20 protein-coding genes and 2 tRNA genes are annotated in these 21,442 nt (G+C 61.9%); 9 read left to right on the forward strand and 13 right to left on the reverse strand.

What is annotated here, in order from left to right:
• Positions 1-136 precede the first annotated feature (136 nt).
• Genes MAMT_RS06825 through MAMT_RS06845 form a run of 5 tightly spaced genes read right to left on the reverse strand, consistent with a single transcriptional unit; the run spans position 137 to position 3,579 of the window.
• Positions 137-1,261: a VIT1/CCC1 transporter family protein gene (locus MAMT_RS06825; protein WP_246186572.1), complete on the reverse strand. Its 1,125-nt coding sequence runs from the start codon at positions 1,259-1,261 to the stop codon at positions 137-139.
• 26 nt (positions 1,262-1,287) lie between these two features.
• On the reverse strand, positions 1,288-1,821 hold the full coding sequence (locus tag MAMT_RS06830) for a hypothetical protein (protein WP_142660243.1): 534 nt from the start codon (positions 1,819-1,821) through the stop codon (positions 1,288-1,290).
• The gene (locus MAMT_RS06835) at positions 1,757-2,449 is read right to left on the reverse strand and encodes a hypothetical protein (protein WP_142660244.1); all 693 of its coding nucleotides are present in this window, start codon (positions 2,447-2,449) and stop codon (positions 1,757-1,759) included. The genes MAMT_RS06830 and MAMT_RS06835 overlap by 65 nt, the downstream gene beginning before the upstream one ends.
• 54 nt (positions 2,450-2,503) lie before the next feature.
• Positions 2,504-3,313, reverse strand: coding sequence for a bactofilin family protein (locus MAMT_RS06840; RefSeq protein WP_178086980.1), 810 nt, complete (start codon positions 3,311-3,313; stop codon positions 2,504-2,506).
• Positions 3,277-3,579 (reverse strand): bactofilin family protein, encoded by a 303-nt coding sequence (locus MAMT_RS06845; RefSeq protein ID WP_178086981.1) that lies wholly within the window; start codon positions 3,577-3,579, stop codon positions 3,277-3,279. Before MAMT_RS06845 ends, MAMT_RS06840 begins: the two co-directional genes overlap by 37 nt.
• A 59-nt stretch (positions 3,580-3,638) precedes the next feature.
• Here MAMT_RS06845 and MAMT_RS06850 point away from each other — a divergent pair, with 59 nt between their 5' ends.
• A complete protein-coding gene (locus tag MAMT_RS06850; RefSeq protein ID WP_142660247.1) occupies positions 3,639-4,721 on the forward strand; it encodes a LuxE/PaaK family acyltransferase in 1,083 nt (360 codons plus the stop codon).
• Complete coding sequence (locus MAMT_RS06855; protein WP_142660248.1) at positions 4,718-5,827, forward strand: acyl-CoA reductase; 1,110 nt, start codon at positions 4,718-4,720, stop codon at positions 5,825-5,827. Before MAMT_RS06850 ends, MAMT_RS06855 begins: the two co-directional genes overlap by 4 nt.
• Before the next feature lies 1 nt (position 5,828).
• Here MAMT_RS06855 and hisI read toward each other — a convergent pair whose 3' ends face one another.
• Both hisI and mutS read right to left on the reverse strand, forming a co-directional pair.
• Positions 5,829-6,254, reverse strand: coding sequence for a phosphoribosyl-AMP cyclohydrolase (gene hisI / locus MAMT_RS06860; RefSeq protein WP_142660249.1), 426 nt, complete (start codon positions 6,252-6,254; stop codon positions 5,829-5,831).
• Between the two features lie 95 nt (positions 6,255-6,349).
• A complete protein-coding gene (mutS, locus tag MAMT_RS06865; protein WP_142660250.1) occupies positions 6,350-8,905 on the reverse strand; it encodes a DNA mismatch repair protein MutS in 2,556 nt (851 codons plus the stop codon).
• Between the two features lie 29 nt (positions 8,906-8,934).
• On the opposite strand from mutS, the gene MAMT_RS06870 reads away from it, so the two are divergent.
• A complete protein-coding gene (locus MAMT_RS06870; RefSeq protein WP_142660251.1) occupies positions 8,935-9,729 on the forward strand; it encodes a thymidylate synthase in 795 nt (264 codons plus the stop codon).
• Positions 9,730-9,870: 141 nt separating this feature from the next.
• On the opposite strand, the gene MAMT_RS06875 is transcribed toward MAMT_RS06870, so the two are convergent.
• The 3 genes from MAMT_RS06875 to MAMT_RS06885 all read right to left on the reverse strand — a co-directional run bounded on the left by MAMT_RS06875 (position 9,871) and on the right by MAMT_RS06885 (position 12,863).
• The gene (locus MAMT_RS06875; RefSeq protein WP_246186573.1) at positions 9,871-10,926 is read right to left on the reverse strand and encodes a PstS family phosphate ABC transporter substrate-binding protein; all 1,056 of its coding nucleotides are present in this window, start codon (positions 10,924-10,926) and stop codon (positions 9,871-9,873) included.
• Positions 10,927-11,030: 104 nt separating this feature from the next.
• Positions 11,031-11,588 carry a hypothetical protein gene (locus MAMT_RS06880; RefSeq protein ID WP_246186574.1) on the reverse strand — a complete coding sequence of 186 codons (558 nt, stop codon included), beginning with the start codon at positions 11,586-11,588 and terminating at the stop codon, positions 11,031-11,033.
• A 153-nt stretch (positions 11,589-11,741) separates the two neighbouring features.
• Complete coding sequence (locus tag MAMT_RS06885; protein ID WP_142660253.1) at positions 11,742-12,863, reverse strand: hypothetical protein; 1,122 nt, start codon at positions 12,861-12,863, stop codon at positions 11,742-11,744.
• Between the two features lie 142 nt (positions 12,864-13,005).
• On the opposite strand from MAMT_RS06885, the gene MAMT_RS06890 reads away from it, so the two are divergent.
• The 5 genes from MAMT_RS06890 to gad all read left to right on the forward strand — a co-directional run bounded on the left by MAMT_RS06890 (position 13,006) and on the right by gad (position 18,829).
• Positions 13,006-13,380 (forward strand): DUF423 domain-containing protein, encoded by a 375-nt coding sequence (locus MAMT_RS06890; protein WP_178086982.1) that lies wholly within the window; start codon positions 13,006-13,008, stop codon positions 13,378-13,380.
• 81 nt (positions 13,381-13,461) lie between these two features.
• A complete protein-coding gene (clpB, locus tag MAMT_RS06895; RefSeq protein WP_142660255.1) occupies positions 13,462-16,068 on the forward strand; it encodes an ATP-dependent chaperone ClpB in 2,607 nt (868 codons plus the stop codon).
• Positions 16,065-16,415 (forward strand): hypothetical protein, encoded by a 351-nt coding sequence (locus MAMT_RS11380; protein WP_178086983.1) that lies wholly within the window; start codon positions 16,065-16,067, stop codon positions 16,413-16,415. Before clpB ends, MAMT_RS11380 begins: the two co-directional genes overlap by 4 nt.
• Positions 16,412-17,413: a Ppx/GppA phosphatase family protein gene (locus MAMT_RS06900; protein WP_178086984.1), complete on the forward strand. Its 1,002-nt coding sequence runs from the start codon at positions 16,412-16,414 to the stop codon at positions 17,411-17,413. The genes MAMT_RS11380 and MAMT_RS06900 overlap by 4 nt, the downstream gene beginning before the upstream one ends.
• 30 nt (positions 17,414-17,443) lie before the next feature.
• Positions 17,444-18,829, forward strand: a complete 1,386-nt coding sequence (gad, locus tag MAMT_RS06905; protein ID WP_142660257.1) for a glutamate decarboxylase — start codon at positions 17,444-17,446, stop codon at positions 18,827-18,829.
• 5 nt (positions 18,830-18,834) lie between these two features.
• Here the strand turns inward: gad and MAMT_RS06910 are convergent.
• The 3 genes from MAMT_RS06910 to MAMT_RS06920 form a co-directional block, all read right to left on the reverse strand.
• Positions 18,835-18,905: transfer RNA gene (locus tag MAMT_RS06910), tRNA-Gly, on the reverse strand.
• A 15-nt stretch (positions 18,906-18,920) separates the two neighbouring features.
• Positions 18,921-18,994: transfer RNA gene (locus MAMT_RS06915), tRNA-Arg, on the reverse strand.
• A 90-nt stretch (positions 18,995-19,084) separates the two neighbouring features.
• Positions 19,085-19,720, reverse strand: coding sequence for a lytic transglycosylase domain-containing protein (locus MAMT_RS06920; protein WP_178086985.1), 636 nt, complete (start codon positions 19,718-19,720; stop codon positions 19,085-19,087).
• Between the two features lie 116 nt (positions 19,721-19,836).
• Between MAMT_RS06920 and MAMT_RS06925 the strand changes: the two genes are divergently transcribed.
• Positions 19,837-21,442, forward strand: a 1,606-nt coding sequence (locus MAMT_RS06925; RefSeq protein WP_142660259.1) for a glycogen synthase, incomplete at its 3' end; no start/stop codon positions are given.

Below are 21,442 nucleotides of genomic sequence, written 5' to 3' on the forward strand. Positions count from 1 at the left end.
TATCGGTCCTACACAATTGGGCAAAAGTCATTGATGCGTCAGCAAAATGGTCAAAAACCTGCGGAAGATGAGCTATTTCTCGCAAAGTTCGCACGCCAGGGCGAAGCCGCAGGAGATCGCTTGTGAGACATGCAGGCTAAGCGTGGATGCGAAAGAGGAAGCCGAGGGTATAAGTTGCGATGGCTTCCAGAACACCAACGGCAGTCATCTCGAGCCCGGAGGACCACCACGAGCGGGTCGTGATCCAAGACTTGGCCGCGCCGACAAGGAAGTGCGCAAGGATACTGATCGCAAACGAGATCGAGATCGCCAAAAAGCCGCCGCAAAAGAAAAAAGGCAACAGCGGAACCAGAGCTCCGATCCCGGTGGAGACCGACGCGGAAAGGCAGGCGGTCGTCGGGCTGGGAAACGACTCTTGGGAAAGCCCCAGCTCGGATCGAGACATTGCCGCCAGAAACTGATCGGGACGGGCAAAGAGCTTTTCCGACATGGCTTGCGCCTCTTCGCGATTGAATCCCTGGAGCTCGTAAAAGAGGGCCATCTCTTCCTTTTCCTCCTCCGGGTGCCGGGAAATTTCTTCCGCTTCCCGGCTCATTTCCGCCTCGTACACCTCCCGTTCGCTCTTGGCGGCTAGGTAAGCCCCCGCGCCCATGGAGAGGGCTGAGGCTAGCATTCCCGCCAGCCCCGAAAGGAGCACATAGTGCGTCTGATTTTCCGTGGCGCTCGCCACCCCGGAGACGATCCCGAAGACCGCTCCCAAGCCGTCGTTCACGCCGTAGATCGCATCAGCGACCCATCCTCCGCCCCTCTTGTGCCAACGCTCCCGGGCGAGAATCCTTTCGCCGACGCTCTTCACCGGGCTTGCCGTGCCGAGAGCCTGCAAGATCTGGGCGTGAGAGCGTTCTTCGGCTGCCATCTCGCTGTAGGCGGCACTCAGATCGGCGGAAAGCCGGCCCGCTTCCCGCCGCTTCCGGTATTCTTCCTCCTGTTGATCCTCCGCTCTCTCCAACTTCCGGATGACCAGGGAAGGACCGATCGCCTGCCGCCACCAGCAACGCAAACGCTGCCGCCAGCCTCCCGAAAAGCGGGGAAGAGGGATTTCCCGGGCGCGCAGCTCTGCCTCCCACCGGATGGCATGCCTCTCCTCCGCCTCGGCGAGGCGGAAGAAAACATCCCTCCGCCGCGGATCCGCGTCCCGTTCGGCAAGATCCCTGTAGGCTTCAGCGCTTCTCTTCTCGGCAAGCCAGTACTTCCGTAGCAAGCCGGCGTCGTCTTTCTCTCCGCTCTTCAAGGTCCATAGCCAAGGCGGCCGAATTCCGGCGGGAGCATGCCCAATTCCCGGTAAGCCTGCAGCTGCCAGGTGGTCATTACCGAAGGCCGGGAAAACCACATGCGCACCCAGTCCCTATCCTTGAACTCGCTCTTTTCGTACCGCGCAAAAACAAGGGCGATCGTCCGTTTTTCCCCATCGGAAAGTCGGAAACGATCGGGGATGCGATAGGGGAGATCATCCAGAAACAGAAACCGGGCGTCCGTCGGCGTCGTTTCAAAGACCATGACCCCTCGGCCGGCCTCGGTAGAAAGCTCGATTTCCACGATCGTCTTTCCTGCAGCATCCGGAACGGTTCCGCTTCCAATGAGATCATAGGAGAGTTCCGGACGGAATCGCCGCGCGATCTCTTGCTGCGCCTTTAGGGGCAACTGCTCCCAATACCGCGCCAGCCGGGGCGTGGTGTTGGGCAGAAGATCCGGGGACTCACCGGCTAGGGCTTGTCGGCAAACAACCGAAAAGAGGAGGGCGGCGGCAATCAAGACTCTCACGGGTTTCTCCTTGTTCCTTCTCCTTCTCCGGGCTGCGAATTACGCGAAAAAAGACCACTTCGAGCCCCAACTGGGACTCGAAGTACTCCTTCCACTTCCGGAGAGACCAGTTCGGGACGAAGAGATGATTCCGAGCCGAGTTGGAATAGATTTCGAAGTCGGGATGGTCGCTGATTTTTCTTCCGATGATCCCCACCTGTCCCGCTACGGTAAGAGAATGAGGCGAGAGGATGAGGTCGCCCGGACGCAGTTGACCCTGCTCCGCAATCCTCCGGCCGTTGGCTTCCAGCCAACGCTCCAGCTCTGAAAAGTAGGGGCTGACCGGCGGCGAGCCGAGTACCCGGTTGAGCACGAAACAGACGGCCGACGCCGACGAGAAGTTCCCCCCCCCGGGCAAGCTCCCGGTATCCATGCCCGCACTATAGATCGTCTCCTGGTAGATTCGTGCGCCGATGTCCCGGCCGGGCCGATCTCCGTCTTCCGCGCCCGATTCCGGTAGCTGCGCCCCGGGAATCCTGGGAGGCGGCTGCTCGAGCAGAGAGCCGGCTTGCACCACGGGCGTACCGATCAGAAAAGACCAGAGCCAGATCGTCGATGTCCAGAGGAAACAGAACCAAGACTGCAGCATAAGAGGCTCACCACCATACGAGATCGCGCTTCCGCCGGCAACCTCGAGGAACAGTCACCAGCCGAAAAGCGGCTCCTCCGGAACAATCCGTCTGGCGACTTCTTCCAAGGCGGGTAGCGAGACCACCGGCGGCTGAGGAAGAGGACGGATTTCGACTTTCCCTCGTAGGGAAGCGCGGCCCACCATCCGAATGCACCCCGTGAGAATGCGCCCCGCACGGAGGCTCCCGCCGTCCACCATCTCCAGGCTATGCAGCGCCACGATCCGATCGCTTTCGAGGTGGCCCGCAATCCGCAAGGCGCAAGTCACAATGGCTGCCGAGGAAGCAGTGGCCTGGGAGCAGACTTCCACATCCGGCGCAACCACTCCTCCCTTGACATCCCCCTCCTTCCGGAACTGCACCGTTTCGCTTCCGCGCACCTCTGCATCGACCCAACCGCTAATCCGCACTTGGCGCGCCTCTACCCTTGGTCCGCGGTACTCACAGTGGGGATGGAATTCGACGTCCCCCAGCGTTTTTAACCGCTCCCCGGCCCTGCCCCGCACCTGATAGCTCAGCAGGTTGAGGCCCCTGCCGCAGGCAATGCATCCGGAAGAGAGCGCCGCCGAATAGACGTATTGACCCGCTCCGCAAAAGGGGCAGCGGACGAACCGATCCCGCACCGGCCGGGTTCTGGAGAGCAGTTCGCTTTTCCGCTTCGGAACGAGCGAAAAGTATTGCTGGCATTGTCGGCAAAACGTGGAAAGCGCTGTGCGCGACTCCCACTGCGCGTGGCCACAATGGGGGCAGTGGACTTCCTTTTGGCTGATCCCATTCTTCTGGCGGCTCATCCTGCGCTCCGTGTTTCCAGATACCTCTTCCATTCCTCAATCCCGTGAGGTCCCACGAAACAGATGCCCTCCACGCGAGCGCCTTGCTCGACGTCGATACTGCCCGCAACGAGAACTCCCTGGACCTCGGCGGACGGGGAAAGGACCAACCGGCCCTTGACCACCATCGTGCCGAAAAACCGGCACCCGACCCAGCCATCCCGTTGGGTAAAGATCTCTCCGCGCAACTCGCATCCGGGCATCAGACTCATTTTCTCCGCGCCGTCGATACCCATATGTCGTCTCTCTGCTTTGCTCACCACAACATTTTCCGGTCCACCGGGTAGATGACTTGTTATCCTTGCTGAAGGAGTGGCGAATGGCAAAAGAGAAAAGCGGATCCCCTTATTTCTGCAAAGAACTGGACAGGCCGGAAGGCCGGATGCAGTGGGGCAAGTCATTGCTGAGCCTCTCCGTGGAGGATGAACGCGGCTTCGAGCGGCTCGCGCTCGCGCTCTGTCGGAGCCAAGCCCGCCGGGTGGCTCCGCTCGCTCGGCTGCTGCAAGCCGATGGGGGATTTCCCGCCGATTGGCGCAGGATTCCTCCCGTTCCCCAGGAACTTTTCAAGCAGTCGCGTCTTTTCGTCCCTGCGGACCAGACGCCTCGAACAATCTTTGAAACCAGTGGGACGACCCGTCAAAATCCGGGCCGTCATTTTCTGCTCGACGTCGATCTCTACCGGGCCGTGAGCACCGAAGGAGCCAGACGAGCGGGCGTGCCGTGGGAGACGGTCGATCTCCACTTTCTGGCCCCTTCTCCTCAAGAAGCTCCCCACTCTTCGCTATCGGCCATGTTCGACTTCTGGTCGGAAAAGAGCGTCCACTTCTCTCATTTCTGGATTCAGGACGGCCGCCTCGACCAGAAGGGCCTCCTCACCGCTCTCTTCGAAGCGGTGCGTTCGGGCCGCCCGGTCGGGCTTTGCGGGACGGCCTTTGCCTTCGTTCCTCTCCTTGAGCCGGGAGAGGGATCTCCTCTTTGCCTGCCCCGGGGAAGCTTTCTTTTGGAGACCGGCGGATTCAAAGGCCGCGCCCGCGAGATGTCCAAGCCCGACTTCTATCGCGCCCTGGAGGCCCGGTTTGGAATATCAGCGGAGGAGATCTGGAGCGAATACGGCATGACCGAACTCTCCAGCCAGGCCTATGCCCAAGGCCCGGAAGGAGTCCATCGGACTCCGCCCTGGGCTCGCGTCCGGATCCTCGATCCGCTCACCGGCCAAGACTGCCTGACCGGGGAAAAGGGACTGGTGGCCTGGGTCGACCTCGCCAACATCGACTCGGTCCTGGCGATCCAGACCCAGGATGAGGCGATCGCGGCACCGGATGGCTTCCGCCTCCTGGGCCGCTCCCCGACTCTCCCCTTGCGCGGCTGTTCCCTCACGGCCGAAGATCTCCGTTCGCCATGACGGCCTCCGAGCGCATCGAGCGACTGGCTCCCCTCTGTTCGCTCTTTCCTGAGCTTGGGATCTCGGGCCGCGAAGATCTCCGGCGGCTGCTCACGGCGGCATTAGGGCGCTTGGATGCGCTCGACGGTTTTGTGCCGTACGGCCGAGGGTGGAGCCGCGCGATCGCTCCGCAACGCCTCTATCATGTCCTGGCGGGCACCCTTCCGGTCTCGGGATGGCGCTCCCTCCTGGAAGGATTACTGCTGGGTTCGGAGAATCTTCTCCAGTGCCCAGAGGAACAGAAGGGGGCGATGGTTCGGTTTTGCCAAGCGCTACCGCCCGCCTTGAGAAAGTTGGTCCGCATCCTTCCTTCGTATTCTGAGGATGACTTCACCTCGGCTGACGCCATCGTCGTCTTTGGCCGAGACGAGACTGTCCGGCTCTTCCGGACCCGCTGCCGGAAAGACCAGCTCTTCCTCGCCTATGGACATCGAGTGAGCCTTCTCTGGCTCGGAGCGCTCCGCCGTCCAACGATCCATCTCGTGAAAGGCATTGTCCGGGACCTGACCGAATATGATCAGGCTGGCTGCCTCTCCCCGCAGTGCCTCATCCTCGAATCGGAAGCCACCATTCTCCGTTTGCCGGCACTCTTGGCCCGCGTGCTTTCCGAAACGGCCCGTCTCCACCCGATTCCTCGCCGGCCGGAGGAAGCGGCGAAGATCCGCGAAGCGCGCACGGTGGCCCGCGCCCTCGGCTGGCCTCTTTGGGAAGATGGAGATGGCCTCCAATGGACCCTCATCGTTCGCGATCTCCCGCAATTTCAGCCCACCTGCGGCCATCGGGTTCTCTATCTGGACAAGGTCCCGAGAGAGAGACTAGGCAGCTGGCTGGCCCCGCTCCGCGGCCACCTCTCCGCAATTGGAGTCGCCGGGCGGGTTCCCCTCTCCGTCCAGAAGCTCTTCTGGTCTCTCGGCGCCTCTCGCTGCTGCGGGGTGGGAACGATGCAATCTCCCCCTCCCCTCTGGCATCACGACGGCAGGACGCCTCTGGTGGATTTGATCCGCTGGGTGGACTGGGAAGGACCCCATCCCCCGAAAAGCCGGGAAACGACCCGTCTTCTCTCCTAAATCAGGAGCTCCGCCGGTAGACCTTCTCCGGGTCGAAAACCTTCTTCGACTCCGTGAACTCGAGTTCGCCTGAGCTTCCCGGCTTCAGCCGGCGAAAGAAGCAGCTCCGATAGCCGACATGACAGGAGGCTCCGCCTTCGACGGATACTTTGATCAGAACGCAGTCCTGGTCACAGTCGATGCGCAGCTCTCGGACGTGCTGGACGAATCCGGACTCCTCCCCCTTCACCCAGAGCTTCTTCCGAGAGCGGCTATAGTAGGTCGCCCGGCCTGTCTGGATCGTCCGATCGAGAGCCTCCTGATTCATGTAAGCAAACATGAGCACCTCGCCCGTTTCCGCATCCACAGTAATGCAGGGGAGGGTTCCCGCGGCATCAAAGCGGGGCTCGAGTCGAGTCCCTTCCTCAATTTCCGGCCTGACGCTCATAGGAAAAGCTATGCTGGCATTCGCCCCAGGCGGGCACAAGCACAAAGCCGGAGGGACGCTTCCGCGCTCGTCGGCGAACCATTTGGTCTCCCGCTTCAGGGAGCGGCGTCACCCGTCTCCTCCCGCTCCCATTCGGGAAAGAGAGGCAGCTCTCCTGTCTCCGCGCGGCGGAGGCGGCGGCGAGCCTGCACGGCCTTGCTCTGCGGATCCTCCTCTTCGGCTTCCATGCCCGAAAGCACCTCCGCGGCTCGCTGAATCGTCCGCTCGGGCAGACCTGCCAGCCGCGCCACCTGCAATCCGTAACTCTTGTCGATCGCCCCTTCGACCACCTTCCGCAAGTAGACCGCCTCCCCGTTGATCTCCCGGACCGCCAGGGAGAGATTGCGCGCCTCCGGTCGGCTCTCCGCCAGTGCCGCCAGCTCGTGATAGTGGGTCGCGAACAGGGTGAGACAGCGATTGCGGTCGCAAAGCTCCTCGGCCACCGCCCAAGCGATCGACAGGCCGTCGAAGGTGCTCGTCCCCCGGCCGACTTCGTCGAGGATGACGAGGCTCCTTTCCGTGGAGTGGCGGAGAAGATTGGCTGTCTCCTGCATCTCGACCAGGAAGGTGCTCTGGCCGCCGGCGAGGTCGTCGCTGGCCCCGATTCTCGTGAAGATCCGGTCGAGAATCCCGATTCTCGCGCGCGAGGCGGGAACGAAGGAGCCGATGTGGGCAAGGAGAGCAATGAGCGCGATCTGACGGAGATAGGTGCTCTTGCCGGCCATGTTCGGTCCCGTCAGAATGATCAAGCGCGCCTGCCGGCCGTCGAGGTAGGTGTCGTTGGGGACGAAGCGCTCCCCATCCAGGGCCTGCTCGACGACCGGGTGGCGGCCGTCGACAATTTCGATCCTCGGCTCCTCGACGATTTGCGGTCGGGTATAGCCCCTTTCCCGGGCAAGCTCGGCGAGAGCCGCCGCGACGTCAATCTCGTTGATCGCCCTCGCGGCCTTCTGGAGAGTCGGAAGCCGATCGCAAAGCTTCTGCCGGAGGGCGCGGAAGAGCTCCAGCTCCAACTCGCGCGCGCGCCCCTCCGCACCCAGGATCTTCCGCTCCATCTCCTGCAGCTCCGGCCGGGTGAACCGCTCCGCGTTCGCCAAGGTCTGTCGACGAACGTACTCCGGAGGAACCTGCGCAAGCTGGCCGCGGGGAACTTCCAGGAGGTATCCGAAAACCGGATGGTAGCGGAGCTTGAGCGACCGCAGGCCGGTTCGCTCCCGCTCGCTCCGCTCGAATTCCAAGAGCCATCTTTTGCCGCTCTCGGCCGCTTCCCGCAAGGCATCCAAGCCGGGATCGAAGCCTGCTTGAAAAAGCCCCCCCTCCCGGCAGGAAAGCGGCAGGTCGGCGACCAGAGCTCGCTCGATCTCGGCAACGAGGTCGTCCTGCGGCTCGAGACCGCTCCGGCACTCCGCCCATTGGCCCGACGGGGAGAGAAGCTCCCGGATCTTGGCCAGCGGTTTGAGGGAATCCTTGATCGCCCCGATCTCTCGAGGGCTGGCCGAACCCTGGGCCACTCTGGCGAGCAGTCGTTCCAAATCTCGGATACCCGGAAGGATCTCCCGAAGCGATCGCCGGCTCCGATCTCGTTCCGCCCAGTCGGCAACGGCATCCTGACGCGCGCGAATCTTCTCCGGGTCGCGGAGAGGTTCGGCGACCCACTGGCGCAGCAGTCTTCCCCCTCCCGGAGTCAGCGTTCGGTCGATCGCCTCGAGAAAGCTCTTTCCGCGACTCGACGCGGAGAGAAGCTCCAAGGTGCGCTGGGCCACGGCGTCCAGAATGAGCAACTCTTCCCGGCAGATCGCGGCGATCTCCCGCACATGGGAGAGATCCTGATGCAGCTCCTCGCGCAGGTAGTGGAAGAGAGCTCCCGCCGCGGAAAGGGCCAGAGGGGCTCCGGCGAGTCCAAATCCCGCCAGGGATTTCGTCCGGAAATGGGCGAGCAAAAGAGCCGAAGCATGTTCCGGGGTGAAGGCCCACTTCTTGTGCCGGGTCAGCACGGGCTTGCCCCATCTTCCAAGAAGTTCTTCCAGCCTTCCGATCCGAATGGAGGCCGGACGCGCGTCCGAAGCCTCCTCCGGCAGAAGGATCTCGCTGGGCCGAAGGCGGCAGAGCAGGTTGACCAGCTCCTCCTCTCCTCCCAACTCTCCCGCGCGAAACTCACCGGTTCCCAGGTCGGCAGCGGCGACTCCGATCCGATGGCGGCTGGCGACCAGAGCCAGACAGAAGTTGTTTTCCTTCGAGCGGAGCGATCCGGGGTCGAGCAGGCTGCCCGGAGTGATGATCCGCGTGATTTCCCGTCGTACCAGCTTCCCCGGCTGTGGAGTCTCCACCTGTTCGCAGACCGCGACCCGCCTTCCCGCCTGCACCAGCCGGGCGATATAACCGTCGGCCGAGTCAACCGGCATCCCGCACATCGGCATCCCGTGCCGGTGGGTGAGCGCAAGCCCGAGGAGATTCGCGCCCGCTTTGGCGTCTTCTTCAAAAAGCTCGTAGAAGTCTCCCAGCCGGAAGAGGAGCAGCACATCCCCGGGCAATTCGGCCTTCCGCTCCCGATATTGCGCCATCATCGGCGTTTCGGACGAAACCTTGACCTCTTGGGATTGTGACGATTTCATTCTTCTCCTACAGTCGGTGTCGACCTCGCATGCGCAATTACCTTGATCTGCTGCAGACCGTGCTCCGCGAGGGAGCTCGCCGTTCCGATCGCACGGGAACCGGCACCTACTCCCTCTTCGGCGCCCAGCTTCGATTCGATCTAACCACCGCCTTCCCTCTCCTGACCACCAAGAGAATCCATTGGAAGTCGGTCGTCCACGAGCTTCTCTGGTTCCTGCGAGGAGAAACCAATGTCGCGACCCTCCGGGCCAACGGAGTCACGATCTGGGATGAGTGGGCGGATGCCCAGGGAAATTTGGGGCGAATTTACGGGGCGCAGTGGCGGAACTGGCGAGGCTCGGACGGAACCTCGGTCGATCAGATCGAGGAGCTTCTCGATCAGATCCGCCGCAACCCATCCAGCCGTCGTCTCCTGATTACCGCCTGGAATCCCGCCGAGCTCGGCCAGATGGCGCTTCCCCCGTGTCATGTCCTCTTTCAATTCTATGTGCAGGACGGCTCCCTCTCCTGCCAGCTTTATCAACGGAGTGCCGACCTCTTCCTCGGCGTTCCCTTCAATATTGCCTCCTACTCTCTGCTCACCCTGCTCGTCGCGCATGTCTGCGACCTGCGGCCGAAGGAGTTCATCCACACCTTCGGCGATCTCCACCTCTACGTGAACCACCTGGAACAGGCCAGAATCCAGCTCGGCCGAGCCCCCAAACCCCTTCCCCGCGTGGAGATTCATCCGAGCGTCCGATCGCTGGAGGAGATCCGCTACGAAGATATTTCGCTGATCGACTATCATCCGGAACCTGCCATTCGCGCCCCGGTCGCGGTCTAGCCGACTTTCCTGGCAGAGCCGAGGGGGGTCTGGGAAAGGCCGCGTCGGCTACGAACTTTGGGAGAACCGGCGGCGAGAACAAGCGGCTCGGCCCGCGAAGGTCTTTGATCCGCAAGCTCTCCCTGCCCTTGCGCAGAACGCTCAATTCCGAAGCTTCGCCAGCTCTTCGCGAACGAGACTTGGCGTCAGAGGAAGATAGACGCCGTCCTTCGCAACTTCTTCCTGTCCCTGCCTGCTCAGCACGAGCTTTAAAAACTCCTCTACTTTAGGCTCGAGCGGCTTACCCGGAGGGCGGTTCACATAGAGGTAGATCGAGCGACTTAACGGATAAGCGTGTTCATAGACCGTCTCGGTCGTGGGCAACAGGAAAGGACCCCGGGGATTTTCGGACAGGGGCACGGGCCTCACGTTTGGCTCGAGATTCGCCAACGTCGCATAGGTCAGCCCGCCGGGTTTCGCAGCCATGTCGTGGACCGCCACGTTGAAGGCGTGCGTGAACCCGCTGCCCTTGACGAACTGAATGTCGGGCCTGTAGGCACCGCCTTCCAGGACGCGTGCCTGGAAGTAGGCTTCGATGCCATTCGGAGCCGCCAAGCCGTAAAGGTGGATCGGGCGCTTCTCCCACTCTCCCTTGAGGCCCAGGGCGCCCCAGGTTCGAATCTCCGTTTTCTCGCCCCGTTTCCGGTCCGTGCCGTAGATCGCATCGAGCTGGGCTAAGGTCAGACCCGGGATCGGATTACCCTTATCCACGAGGATGACGATCGCGGCCGTCTTGCCAAGGGAACCGACGCTGCCGGTGGCCACCCGAATGGCAAACGGCTTGCAGCCGAACTTGTCGATGAACGCCTTTTCCTCGGCCGGCAGCATCTCGCGTCCGATCGTCGCCACGTCCCCCCGCCCATCGATCAGAGCAGGAATACCGGTGCCCGAGGCGCGAGCCTCCATCGTGACGCTCAGACGCGGGTAGGCCTCTCGCATCCGCTCCACCCAACCGAGCGTCATCCGATCCATCACGTCGGCGCCGACGATATGGAGTTCTTCTTCCGGTTGTAGATCCAACTTTCCTGGCTTCCAGGGCGGCATGGAGGCGTCGGCATGCCGGTGATGCTGGATCGCGACGAACTTCAGCGCATGCGCGCTCGGCGACGCGATCCCAGCGATCATCCAGGCGAGCGCCGACGAAGCGATTAAGGACAATCTCCTTCCCAGAGACACGAGCCGGTGCGCTCTCCTTCTCATTGTTCCTGCACGAACCAGTGCTCCCATTTCCGCCTCTCCCTTTTTGAGCGCGGGGCGGCGCATTAGGGAGCGGCGAAGAGTGCTGCGTAACTCGGGATCTGCTCGCTGAGTGCGTCGCGCAAATCGAGCGCCTCGGCAAAGAACTCCCGCTCGCCCTTGCCGGGATTTTTATCCAGCCGGAACGCGTAGACGACGAGCCCGATGTTTTCCTTGTTCTTGTCGCGCAGCGGCATCATCACCACGAATTTTTTCGGGTTGTCCTTCGTGCGGTGCCAACGCGGATCGACGATCGTGATCCCTTTGGTGATCACATCGATGTCATCCGGATCATCCGGGTTGCCGATCCGCTCCGGAAACGACCCGGCGAACATCGTGTAGACTTTGTCCATTCCTGGCGGAACACCATGGAAGGTGACGCTCAGCAACTCGGGATGTGCCTCCATCGTCCGATCGGAAAGAACTTGAGCGAGGATCTTGTGCGAAGGCGGCGTCCAGTTCTTCTTCTGCGCCGGGCCCGTGGACGCGGGCTTGGGGGATGGGGGCTCGGCGTGAAGGGACAACGGCACGAATGCCAAGAGAAGCGCGGCTGCCATCCGGGTAACTGGTCTTGTGATGTTCATCTTTTTTCTACTCCCTTTTGGGCTGGCGCGCGGATCGCGATCCCGGAATCTCGCCGCCACGAAATGCTTCTTGCGGGATCAACATCCTATTTGTGCGTGGGCTCCGGTTCCATGCCAAAGAGTCCCCGTTCACGACGCGCTTTCCTATGGCGCTCAGAGCGTCTGCAGGAAACGGACGAGCTGCTCCCGGGTGGGACTCGCGGCGTGCCGGACGTAGAAGCCGGCACAGGCGATTCCGAGTTGGAGGCAGTGCACGATCTTCCAACCAAGAAGCCGTCCGGCGCAAAATCCGGCATTAAAATGATCTCCGGCTTGAAGAACGATTTTCGGCTTTGTCGTATGGGGGGTTTGCAGCCCCTCCTCGGAGGCTCCCTCGGCGGCCGCGGCAAATCTTGGGCAGTGGATCATGACCGTGGAAACCCCGACTTTTTCTCGAATGGCTGCCGCCAAGGAGGGAGCGCTGGTGAAATCCAGGTCGGTTCCCGGCAGGTGGAGGGCGCGGGCGACGACTTCGCTTTCCCGGTCGTTCAAACTCAGCATCACGTCGTGGCTCGCCTGGAACTCCGCCAGGATCTTGAGTGCGCACAGGAGGTCGGCATCCGTCGCATGGCGAAGGTCCCCCAGGTCGAAAAGAAGAAGCTTTCGCGGGGAGCCGGAAGCATGGCAAAGCTCGGAGAGAAGCCGCTTCCAAAGAAGGGAGAGATGCGGGAGCCGCGACCAATTCAGGAACGCGGCGAAATGCGCCTTTGCCCACAGATCGCGCAAAGCCTCTCCCCCGACCCGCTCTTCCAGGAGCTCCCAGGTGATCTCCCCCAAGGGACGATAATCTCCTAACGAAACGCGGCTGTCGTTAAATTCCAAAACGCGCTCGTAGGCGGGAGGAGCCAAGGGATAAACGGTGGCGCGCCGTTCCGCTTCGGCAAAGGCTCGATGCACGCATCCCGGCTTTCCGCACGCGCCGAGGAAGTGAACTTGGGCGCCCAAGGCGCCCAGGGCGGAGGTAAACCAAGGAGCGCTCCCGCTCATGCGGGGATGACCCTCGACGAGTTCCAAGCGAGGGCTTTCCCCCTCATCCTCCTCTTTCCGGACGCGGGTCAAAAACTGCTCGATCGTAGCGAGAACGGTATACTGGTCGCCCGAGCGTCGGTGGTCGACCACCCGGAACGACTCTTCGACCAAGCCGTCGAAGCCCACCAGGCAGACGCGCTTGAGGAGCTGCGCTCGAGAGCCAAAGAGCCGTTCCCCGGTGTGTCGGGCGACGTGCCGCTCGGCCATGGCGCTTTCCCTATACGCCTTTGCTAACCTCTTTACAATCTTAACCTAAGATTGAGGCAGTACGTACCTTTTCCGTGCTCGGATTCGGGTTTTCGAAATCGGCTCGACAGGAGAGGTCGTCCTAGCGGACAAATCTGGCAACGTGAATCGTTTTCGAACCTTCTCGGCCGGCCTGCTTGGCTTTCTCGGCATCGCCGCAGCCACCTACGGCGCGCATCGGCTCTCCACCTCTCCCCTCCTGCCCTACTCCCTGGAAACTTGGAAAACGGCTGTCTTGTACCAGTTCATCCACGTGTTGGCGCTTCTCTCCTTGGGCCGGTATTCGAAGGGCTTTGCCGTCCCCTCTCTCTGCTTCCTCTTCGGCATCCTCCTCTTTTCCGGAAGCCTGTACGCGTGGGTCCTCAGCGGAAACGCCGGCTGGACCCGGCTTACGCCGTTCGGAGGCAGTCTCTTGGGCATCGGCTGGCTTGGGATTGCTGGCGAAGCTCTTTTTCGCAGACGGGCTCCGGAGCCTTAACCGCCGCCACCCCATGCGGGGCAGTAAAAGTTTTGCGCTTTCCCGTCGGCCTCCAGTAAGTTTCCGAGGTAGGTCTTTCCTATGAATCGATTCACAGAAAAAGCGCAGGCGGCGATCGCCGAGGCGCAAAATCTAGCCGTTCGCCACTCCCACCAGTCGGTGGACGTTGAGCATGTCTTCGAAGCCCTCTTGGCCGAAGAGCAAGGGCTCGTGCCCCGCTTGCTGGACCGTGCGGGCATCGATGTCGGCAAGCTCCGGGAGCGCTTGGGCCAGGAGCTCCAGCAGATGCCCCGCGTCTCGGGATCCAACAGCGGGGCTTATGTCACTCAGCGCTTCCGCGAAGCTTTGGTCAAAGCGCAGGAGGAGGCGAAGCGGTTAAAGGACGAATTCGTCAGCGTCGAGCACCTCATGCTGGCACTCCTGGACGAACCATCGTCCACGGTGACCGGGCGCCTGCTCCGCGAAGCCCAAATCAGCCGGGAAGCCTTTCTCCGGGCCTTGACGGAGGTGCGAGGCCATCAGCGGGTGACGAGCCCCAACCCCGAAGAGACCTACGAAGCGCTCCAGAAATATGGACGCGACCTCACCGAGCTTGCACAAAAAGGAAAGCTTGACCCGGTGATCGGAAGGGATGCGGAGGTTCGGCGCACGATTCAAGTGCTTTCCCGACGGACGAAAAACAACCCCGTCCTGATTGGAGAGCCAGGGGTCGGGAAGACCGCTATCGTCGAAGGCTTGGCGCAGCGCATCGTGGCGGCAGACGTCCCGGACAGCCTAAAAAGCAAGCGCCTCGTGCAACTCGACATGGGCGCCTTGATCGCGGGAGCCAAGTACCGAGGAGAGTTCGAGGAGAGGCTCAAGGCCGTCCTCAAAGAAGTAACCGCGTCGGAAGGACAGATCCTCCTTTTCATCGACGAGATTCACACCATGGTCGGGGCAGGCCGCGCGGAAGGGGCGATGGATGCGGGCAACATGCTCAAGCCGCTCCTTGCGCGGGGCGAGCTCCATTGTATCGGAGCCACGACTCTCGACGAATACCGAAAATATATCGAGAAGGATGCGGCCCTCGAACGGCGCTTCCAGCCCGTCCTCGTCTCCGAGCCGACCGTGGAGGATACCATTTCGATTCTCCGCGGTCTGCGTCAGCGTTACGAACTCCACCATGGGGTGCGGATTCAGGACAGCGCTCTCGTGGCGGCGGCGGTGCTTTCCCACCGCTACATCACCGATCGGTTCCTCCCGGACAAGGCGATCGATTTGATGGATGAAGCGGCGGCCAAGCTGAAGGCCGAAATGGAGAGCATGCCCGAGGAGCTCGAAGGGCTGGAGCGGCGCGTTCTTCAGCTCGAAATCGAAAAGGAAGCTCTTCGCAAAGAACGGGATGACGCTTCGAGAAAACGCTTGGAAATCCTGGAGGGAGAGCTCGCCAACCTGCGCAGTGAGCGGGACCAGATTCGAGCCCGATGGCAAGAGGAGAAGGGATCGATCGGCGGCCTGCAAAAAGTGCGCGAGGAGCTCCAAACCGCGGAACACGAGATGGAGATGGCCCAGCGCGCCTACGACCTCAACCGAGTCGCTGAGCTCCAGTACGGAAAAATTCCCGAACTGAAGCGGCGGCTCCAGGAGCTGGAGGAAAACCTCGCCAAGGGACAGGCCGACGGAGGGCTCCTTCGAGAAGAGGTGACTCCGGAGGAGATCGCGGAGGTCGTGGCGCGATGGACCGGGGTTCCCGTCTCCCGGCTCCTGGAGGGAGAAAAGGATAAGCTGCTCCGGCTCGATTCCCTCCTCCATCAGCGCGTCGTCGGCCAGGACGAGGCCGTGTCGGCGGTGGCCGACGCCGTGATCCGCGCGCGCTCCGGCCTCAAGGATCCCAAGCGGCCGATCGGCTCGTTCTTCTTCCTGGGACCGACGGGCGTGGGGAAGACCGAGCTCGCCCGGGCATTGGCGGAAGCGCTCTTCGACAGCGAGGAGAACATGATTCGGCTCGATATGAGCGAATACATGGAAAAGCACCAGGTCGCCCGCCTGATCGGCGCCCCTCCGGGATACATTGGATTCGAAGAGGGAGGACAGTTGACCGAGGCAGCGCGGCGCAAGCCGTACAGTGTGATTCTCGTCGACGAGGTGGAGAAGGCCCATGCCGATGTCTTCAACGTCTTTCTCCAGATTCTGGATGACGGTCGGCTTACCGACAGCCAAGGTCGCACGGTAGATTTTCGCAACACGATCATCATCATGACTTCCAACATTGGAAGCATCTACCTGACCGAAGGAATCGGACCCTCGGGTGAGATTCCGGAAGCGGTGCGCAGCCGCGTCATGGACGAGCTCCAGGCTCATTTCCGGCCGGAGTTTCTCAACCGCCTCGATGAGATCGTGCTCTTCAAGCCGTTGCAACTGCCCCAACTCCAGAAAATCGTTGACCTGCAGCTCGAGGAGTTGCGCAAACGCCTCGCCGAGCGATCGATCACGCTGGAGTTGACCGCCGCCGCGAAGCAACATCTGGCCGAGATGGGCTATAGCCCCATCTACGGAGCCCGTCCGCTCAAACGAGTCATCCAAAAAGAACTGGAGACCCCGCTCTCGCGCAAGATCGTCGCGGGAGAAATTGCGGAGGGCACCGCGCTCTCCGTCGATTTTTCCGATGGGCAGATCGTCTTCGGCGGGATACCGGAGGCTGCGGCGTGAAGCGATTTCCTCGACTCTTGGCACGGCCAAGCGACCTAGGGGAAGTGCAGCAGGGCTTGTCCTCCCTCTCCTTCCTGCTCGAGGAGACCGCGGCACACTATGTGGCGCGCCTGCAGAGAGAGATCCGGCAGCTCACGTTGACCGCCCGAGAGTTGGAGCATCTGGAAGACCATGCGGGGAAGAGAGGACAGAGGCTCCTGGCCAAGGCAGCCGCCAAGCTCGAATCCTTGCCGATCGCTCCGGAAAAGGGCCGACGGAAGGACTTGCGAAAGATCGACCGGTTGATTGGAGAACTCGAAGAGCTTCTGGAGGAAGCCGCGCGAGTCGACGGAGCACCTTCTCCATGACGACCGGACCGCTTCTCTCTCCTGTTGGACGTCATCAGGAGCTTCCCCCGGCGCAAAGATGCCGGGAGACGACTCCGGCTTTGCCGCGCTACGCCGCCTTCGACATCGGAAGCAACTCGATCAAGTTCCTCGTGGCCGAATGGGACGGAGCCGATCTTCAGACGCTCGATCATCGCAGTTCCACCACCCGCCTCGTCGAAGGGGTCCTCACCACCGGAGAGCTGGCGGAAGACGCCGTGGAGCGGACCGAGACGGTGCTTCGGGATCTACGGAAGGCAGCCGATCAGTGGCAAGCTGATCGCCGCATCGCGGCGGCCACCAGCGCCGTTCGCGATAGTCGAAACCGGAAGCAGTTCCTCAAGCGGATCAGCGGGTTACTGGATTGTCCGGTTCTCCTGCTTTCCGGGGAGGAAGAGGCGGAGATCACCTTTCACGGCGTAGCCGCCGACCCATTCCTGCAACACCGAGAGCTCCTTGTTACGGAGGTCGGCGGCGGAAGCTCGCAATGGACGCAAGGCGGGGAAGGAGCGATTGAAGCCCGCTTGAGCGCACCTCTGGGCTGTATTCGCGTTCGCGATCGATTCGTCTCCGGATACCCGATCGGGGGCAAGTGCCTGGCCTCGATGCTCCTCACCCTGGAAAAGCAGCTTAAGGAGGCCCTCCGCGACTTTTCCGCGCGTAATCGCACCCTGGTTGCCGTCGGGGGCACGGCCACCGCCCTGGCTGCGCTGGTGCAGGAGCTGCGGCAATTCGACGGGGAAAAGATCCATCTTTTCTCCGTCTCTGCGGACACGATCCAGCGCATCTTGGAAAAACTCTCTCGATCAGAACTGGCTCGATTACAAGCCCTTCCCGGGGTTCCCGCAAAGCGGGCGGATATCTTTCTTCCCGGAGTCGCCGTCCTCTTTTCGACGCTTGCCGCCTTGGACATCGATCGATTGACCGTCAGCGTGCGCGGTCTTCGCCACGGATTGATCGAGCGACTGCGAAAAGCCTAACCACTCATCCTTTACCAAGGGAACCTCACCATGCACAAAGTCATTTTTCACCCGCACGATGCCCCGGAATCCTTTCTTTCTCCCGCTTACGCGCGGAGGGCGATGAGCAAGCCCGCACCGAGCCATCGGCTGCCGGACGGCGAAATGACTCCGGAGGTTGCCTATCAACTCATTCATGACGAGCTTCTGCTCGACGGGCAGGAGCGGCTCAACCTTGCGACCTTCGTGACGACCTGGATGGAAAAGGAGGCCCGCGATCTCCTGGCGGAAAGCTTCCCCAAGAACCTGATCGACAAGGACGAGTATCCCCAGACCGCCGAAATCGAGCAGCGCTGCGTGAGCATTCTGGCCCATCTCTTTCACGCCCCCGCAGCTGAGAACCCGATGGGGACCTCGACGATCGGCTCCTCGGAAGCAGCGATGCTGGCAGGCCTCGCACTCAAATGGCGATGGCGGAAGCGGCGGATGGCCGCGGGCTTGCCCGCAGACCGGCCCAATCTCGTCATGGGGACGAACGTTCAGGTCGTCTGGGAAAAGTTCTGTCGCTACTTCGAGGTCGAGCCGAGGCTGATCCCCATGACCCCCGGCTGCTACGTCACGACGCCGACCGGCGTCTCCACCTATGTCGACGAAAACTCAATCGGGGTGATCGGCATTCTGGGCACCACGATGACCGGGGAGTACGAGCCGATCGAGGCGATTCATGACGAACTGGTCCGCTGGGGCCAAGCCAAGGGATGGGAGGTTCCTCTGCATGTCGATGCCGCAAGCGGGGGATTTATCGCTCCGTTCCTTGAGCCGCACCTGCGGTGGGACTTCCGCTTGCCTCTGGTCCAGTCGATCAACGTTTCGGGTCACAAGTACGGTTTCGTCTATCCCGGCGTGGGCTGGGTTCTCTGGCGTTCGCAGGAAGCCGTGCCCGAAGAGCTGATCTTTCGCGTCAACTATCTCGGGAGTGAGATGCCGACTTTCGGCTTGAACTTCTCTCGCTCCGGCGCACCCGTCGTCGGCCAGTACTACAATTTTCTCCGACTTGGTCGCGCGGGTTACACTCGCATTCTGCAATCGATGCGGGAAACCGCCCTCTTTCTTTCCGACCGGATTGCGAAAATGGGGCCCTTCGATCTCGTCAGCGACGGCTCTCAAATCCCCGCCTTCGCTTTCCAGTTCAAAAACCAGCCTTCCGAGGCGGCATTCGACCTCTCCGAGAAGCTGCGCGAGCGTGGATGGCAAGTGCCCGCCTACACGATGCCTCCCAATGCGGAAGCGGTTGCGGTTCTTCGCATCGTGGTTCGAGAGGGATTCTCCCGAGACATGGCCAACCTTTTCCTGGCCGACCTCGAGCGGGCTCTCGGCTCACGGGAGGGAACATCGACCGTCCGTCCCGGAAGACGGGCTACTCGGTTTTTTCACTGACGGCGAGCGGGTGAAGGGAATCGAACCCTCGCATGCAGCTTGGAAGGCTGCCGTTCTGCCATTGAACTACACCCGCGCAACGCCCTCCGCCTGGGCCCTGTAGGATTTGAACCTACGACCTTCTGATCCGTAGTCAGACGCTCTAATCCGCTGAGCTAAGGGCCCGACGACTGAAACTCCATCATGCACCAGGCAGCGGGCTTGGCAACCCGTTTTTCTTCTTCTCACTCTTTGAAAGCGGAAAAGAAGAGCGCGCTACGGCCGGTCTGCGACATGCACGGCTTCCTTCTTTCCCCCCACTCCTCCGGGGCGCAAAAAAAAATCGGCACAAGACCTCCACGGCACCCCTGTGCGGTATAAGGCGATACGGTCCAGGGTTTCGCGCACGTATTTCCGCGTCTTCGGAAAGTCGATCCGCGAGAGGAAAGCGCGAGCGCTCCTCGGCCGCGCCGGGTCAACCCAGCGAACGGCGTTGCGTCGCCCCGCATTATATTCGGCAAGAGCAAAGGCGTACGGATTGTCGGTATCCTGCCAGTGGCGAAGTGCTCGCGCGAGATACCAGCCTCCGGCCAGGATGTTGATCTGAGGATCGGCGAGCTGCTCGGGCCGGAAGTCCGCGCGCTTCTCGCTCCGCGCCCAATCGAGCGCGGTCGTCGGCCGCACCTGCATGAGGCCGAGCTCTCCGACACGTCCGACCTTATTAAGGCGAAAGCCGGTCTCCTGCCAGATGACCGCACGGATCAGCAGCGGATCGACGCCGTAGCGCTGGCTGGCCACCCGGATCTGCGCGTCATAGCGGCTATCGGTCCGCTCGAGCGAACTTCGCCAGGCCCAAAAGAGGAGCAGAGAAAGGGAAAGCAGAAGGGCAACCCACAGAAACGCCCGGCGCACTACCTTATTTTCCGTCTGCCCCCGGGCCAAGCAAGCCTATTGTCCTATCCATCCGAGAAGCATGCTACAAAAGCTTGCCGCCGGTCGCCACCGGGGAAGAGAATATGGCTTGAACGATGAAACCCTCCGAGCGCTCCCGTAAAAAGCAGAGTCATCCCAGCCAAAGGCGCGGAAAGTGGACCGCCGCGCCGGGAAAAGAATCGGCAGCCCTTCCCAGCAAGCCCGAGCTGCAAGAGATGGCCAACGAGGCACTCCAAGCCTCAGAGGAAAAACCTGGGCGTACCCGGAAGGTTTCCGCTCGACCCGCCGTCCCCCGTCGGAAGACTCCGCCTCCCGCTTCGGCAGAGATCCGGCGCAAGATCGTCTTTGTCGCGGCGGAGTGCGCCCCCTTGGCCAAAGTCGGAGGGGTAGGCGATGCGGTAGAGGGACTGGCGCTGGCTCTCGCCCGACGAGGTCACGACGTGCGCGTGATCCTTCCCTTTTATGCCGGAATCGACCGGGCGAAGGCAGCCGCCCGCCTCCTCGGCTCGTGCTGCGTTCATATGGGGGCCGGGCAGGAGCAGTGGATCGCCGTCTGGGAAACTTTTCTCGGGGCCGAGCGGGTTCCCGTCTGGCTCGTGGAATATCAGAGCTATTTTGGCCGATCCGGCGTCTACGACGAGCCGAGCGGAGAGTATGACGACAATGCCTTCCGATTTGCCCTCTTGTCCAAGGCGGCCCTCGAAATCTGCAAATCCTTGGCATTCATTCCCGATATCTTTCATGTCCACGACTGGCCTGCCGCCCTCGTGCCGGTCTTCTTGAAAGCCTGGCCGCATCTCCTCTCGCCCTTTGGCAGGAGCGCAAGCGTTCTGACGCTGCATAATGTCGGACACCAAGGAAAGTATGGATCGGTCGTCCTGCCCTATCTCGGCTTAGATTGGGAGAGATTCCGGCCGGATTTCATCGAAGACCACGGTGAGGTCAACCTGCTCAAGGCAGGCGTGCATGACGCCGACCTTCTCACCACCGTCTCTCCGGCCTACGCCGAAGAGATCCAGGAGACGGTCGGCGGCTGCGGGCTCGCACCGTTTTTCGCGCGGCGGAAGGCCGATCTTCACGGAATCCTGAACGGCGTTGACGAGGCGCGCTGGGAACCGACCACCGATCCCCTTCTTCCTGCGAACTTTTCCGCGCAAGACTTGGCGGGGAAAGCCCGCTGCAAGGAAGCGCTTCAACGGAGGCTGGGCCTACCGGGAAGGCCCGACCTGCCGCTCTTCGCGATGGTGAGCAGGCTCCACCTCCAGAAAGGCATCCATCTGGTCCGTGACGCGTTGCCTTCGCTTCTCCGCGAGGAGTCGATCCAATGCATTTTCCTAGGAACGGGAGAACGGGAGTTCGAGGAGTTCCTCCGCTGGCTGGCGCGCGAGTTCCCCGACAAGGTCGCCGCTTCGATTGGATTCTCCGAGGAGCTGAGCCATTGGATCTTTGCGGGAAGCGACTTCTTTCTGATGCCCTCCCTCTACGAGCCCTGCGGCTTGAGCCAGCTCTACGCGATGCGCTACGGCTCGATCCCTGTCGCACGAGCGACGGGAGGGATCAAGGACACGGTGATCGATCTGAAGGATCCGGCACGCAAGGGGACGGGGCTGCTCTTCTTCGAGCCGACGGGAGAGGGGGTCGGCTCCGCCTGCCGTCGGGCGATCAAACTCTGGAAAAAGTCGCCGTCGACCGTGGCCGCGC

The organism is Methylacidimicrobium tartarophylax (genome assembly GCF_902143375.2).
Classification (GTDB): domain Bacteria; phylum Verrucomicrobiota; class Verrucomicrobiia; order Methylacidiphilales; family Methylacidiphilaceae; genus Methylacidimicrobium; species Methylacidimicrobium tartarophylax.